This window comes from Variovorax sp. 01T439_2, from assembly GCF_056398445.1.
Window position 1 is genome coordinate 1 of record NZ_JBFTPJ010000732.1, and the last position, 3,033, is coordinate 3,033.

The 3,033-nt window shown below is 71.6% G+C and carries 3 protein-coding genes; 2 read left to right on the forward strand and 1 reads right to left on the reverse strand.

Features of this window, described 5'->3' with window-relative positions:
• Together AC1DOC_RS26790 and AC1DOC_RS26795 are read left to right on the forward strand one after the other, a co-directional pair.
• Positions 1–813, forward strand: an 813-nt coding sequence (locus AC1DOC_RS26790; protein WP_478130840.1) for a GlxA family transcriptional regulator, incomplete at its 5' end; no start/stop codon positions are given.
• A gap of 56 nt (positions 814–869) precedes the next feature.
• Positions 870–1,772 carry an amidohydrolase family protein gene (locus tag AC1DOC_RS26795; protein WP_478079807.1) on the forward strand — a complete coding sequence of 301 codons (903 nt, stop codon included), beginning with the start codon at positions 870–872 and terminating at the stop codon, positions 1,770–1,772.
• A 13-nt stretch (positions 1,773–1,785) separates the two neighbouring features.
• On the opposite strand, the gene AC1DOC_RS26800 is transcribed toward AC1DOC_RS26795, so the two are convergent.
• On the reverse strand, positions 1,786–3,033 hold a 1,248-nt coding region (locus AC1DOC_RS26800), incomplete at its 5' end, for an FUSC family protein (RefSeq protein WP_478130841.1).

Sequence of the window (3,033 nt, forward strand, 5' to 3'; positions counted from 1 at the left end):
CTCAAGAGCAGCAGCGGGGTGCGGTTGGCGGTCGATGCCACGGTGGGCACGCATCGCGGGCCGATCGACACCTTGCTCGTGGCCGGCAGCCCCGGCATGGATGACGTGGTCGGCGATGCGGTGCTGCACAACTGGCTCAGGCGCCAATCGCGCACGGTGCGCCGCTATGGCTCCGTATGCAGCGGCGCCTTCGTGCTCGCGTCCGCCGGGCTGCTGGACGGCAAGCGCGTGGCGACTCACTGGAACTCCACCGCGCGCCTGGCCACGGCCTACCCGCTGGCATGTGTCGAACCGGACGCGATCTATGTGAAGGACGGCAAGCTCTTCACCTCGGCCGGGGTGACCGCGGGCATGGACCTGGCGCTCGCCATGGTGGAGGAGGACCACGGCCGCGAACTCGCGCTGCGCGTCGCGCGCGAGCTGGTGATGTTCCTCAAGCGCCCGGGCGGCCAGAGCCAGTTCAGCGCCCACCTGGCGGCCCAGACTTCCGAGCGATCGAGCATGCGGCAGGTCCAGGACCATGTGCTTTCGCACCTGAAGGACGACCTCTCCGTGCCCGCGCTGGCCGCGCGGGCCGGCATGAGCGAGCGCAGCTTTGCGCGGATTTTTCGAAGCGAGACCGGCACCACGCCGGCCGAGTTCGTCGAGAACGCCCGCATCGATGCCGCCCGCCGCCTGGCCGAGGAGTCGCAGCTGCCGGCCAAGCGCCTGGCGGGCGAAGTGGGCTATGCCAACGTGGACGGCTTCAGGCGCGCCTTCGGCCGGCGCCTTGGCGTGAGCCTCGTGGAGTATCGGAGGCGGTTCGCGAAGTGATGGCCGGTCCCGGCCAAGGCGTCAGAATAGGCGAGCCCCCATCCTTCACGAAGCCCATGAAAGCCATCGCGTCCGCCACGGCCCTTGTGCTGGCCACCTGCCTTGCCGCGGCGCCTCGCGCCCAGCCTGCGCAGACTTCGCCGCCCTATGCCGGTCCGCTGTTCGACACGCACCTGCACTACAACCAGGAAGCCTGGGACGGCAACACCGGGCCCTACCCGCCCGCCGAGGCGCTCGCGCGCATGCAGCGCAACAACGTGACGGCGATCATTGCCAATTCGAGGCCCAACGCCGGCACGCAAACGCTGGCCGCGGCGCGCGAGACCCGCGCCGCGGGCGTGGCCGTGGTGCCCTTCGTGCGGCTGTACCGCAACCGCGAGGACTACAGCAACTGGTTCCGCGACGAGAGCATCCACGAGATGGTGCAGGCCGAGCTGGCGCGCGGCACCGCGAGCGGGCCCTACCGCGGGATCGGCGAGTTCCACCTGTACGACAGCGCCAATGCCAACGGCCCGGTGGCCAAGAAGCTGGTCGCGCTGGCGGAGCGGCAGAAGCTCGCGGTGCTCGCACACGTCGACGACGTGGCGGTCGACCTGTTGATGGCCAACGCGCCGTCGAAGGGCCGGGACCTTCGGCTGATCTGGGCCCACACGGGCATCGGCGGCGCGCCCATCGAGCGGGTGCAGGCGCTGCTGGAACGCTATCCGCTGCTGATGGGCGAACTCTCGTACCGGCCGGGCCTGGCCTGCGAAGGCGGCAGGCTGTGCCCCGAGTGGCGCGCGCTGATCCTCAAGTACCCGGAGCGCTTCATGATCGGCTCCGACACCTGGGTGAACCAGCGCTGGAGCGCCTACGACGAGCTCATGCGCGGCTACCGCACCTGGCTCGGCGACCTGCCGCCCGACGTGGCGAAACGCATCGCCTGGGGCAACGCGGCCGCGCTGTTCGAGCTGCGCTGAGCGCTTCGGCCGCTCAGTTGCCGGCGGCGCCTTCGGGCTGCGGCTGCAGCCATTGGGCGGCCTGTTCGCGCAGCGCCTCGATCTGCTGGCGGACCAGCGCGAGCTCGGTGCGGAACAGCCGCGCGGCGTGGTCGCCGGCATCGCTTCCCTGGGGCAGTGCTTGCGGCAGCCCAAGATCCGCGGGCTCGGCGCCGGCTTCCGGTGGGCCGCCTTCCATGTACGACGCCAGTGCATCCAGCGCCGCCGCGGCACCCTCGGCCTCCGCGCGCAGCGCTTCCAGCTGCTGCGGTGCAGGCAGTGCCACGCGGTGCGCGCCGAGTGCCGAGAGGTAGCTCAGCAGCGCATGCGACTGGATCAGGAAGCGCAGCGCCGTGCCTGCGCGCGGCCGCACGAAGCCGGGTTCGCGGAACATCTCGAACACGGCGGTGGACAGCGTCGCATCGGCGTTGTGGGCGTTGCGCCGCGCGAGCCGGTAGGCCAGGTCGTCGCGTGCGCCCGAGCGGTACTGGTCCGCGATCTGCCGCAGGTAGTGCGCATGGTTGCGCAGCGCCGCCGCCGCCAGGTCGCTGAAGCGCCGCGCCTGCCAGTGCGGCAGCACCAGCAGCATCGCGAGCGCGGCAATCAGGCTGCCGATGGCGGTGTCGATCAGCCGCGGCAGCATCAGCATGTCGCTGTCGCCCACCTGGTTGAAGCACATCAGCACCAGCACCGTGACGGCGGCGGTCGCCAGCAGGTAGCGCGTCGCGCGCGTGGCGAAGAAGAACACGCCCGCGGCCACCGCCAGCAGCGACTGCGCCCAGTGCTGCGGAAAAAGCACCAGCAGGGCCCAGCCCGCCACCACGCCGATCGCCGTGCCCGCGACGCGCTGGCCGACGCGCGACACCGTGTCGCCCCAGGCCTGCTGGCAGACGAACAGCGTGGTCAGCAGGATCCAGTAGCCGCGCACCGGATGGATCAGCAGCATCACGCCGTAGCCGGCCACCAGCGCCACCGCCAGCCGCAGCGCGTGGCGGAACAGCGCCGAGCGCGGCGTGAACTGGCGCCGCACGCGTTCCACCATCTCGCGCGCTGAACGCGGCGAGCGGTCGAACAGGCCCATGTCGGCGCGCCCGGCGCGGGCCGAGGGCTCGGTGGCGCCGGCGAGCTGCCGCTCGAGCTGCGCCAGGTTCCACGCCATGGCCTCGACGGACCCGAGCAGTGCCTGCCGGCGCGGTTCGCGCGATGGCTGCGCGCGCTCGTGGTCGATGGCGCTGTGCAGCTC

Coding starts and splice junctions, on each gene's coding strand:
- AC1DOC_RS26795 (WP_478079807.1), top strand. CDS start 870: ATGAAAGCCATCGCGTCCGCCACGGCCCTTGTGCTGGCCACCTGCCTT.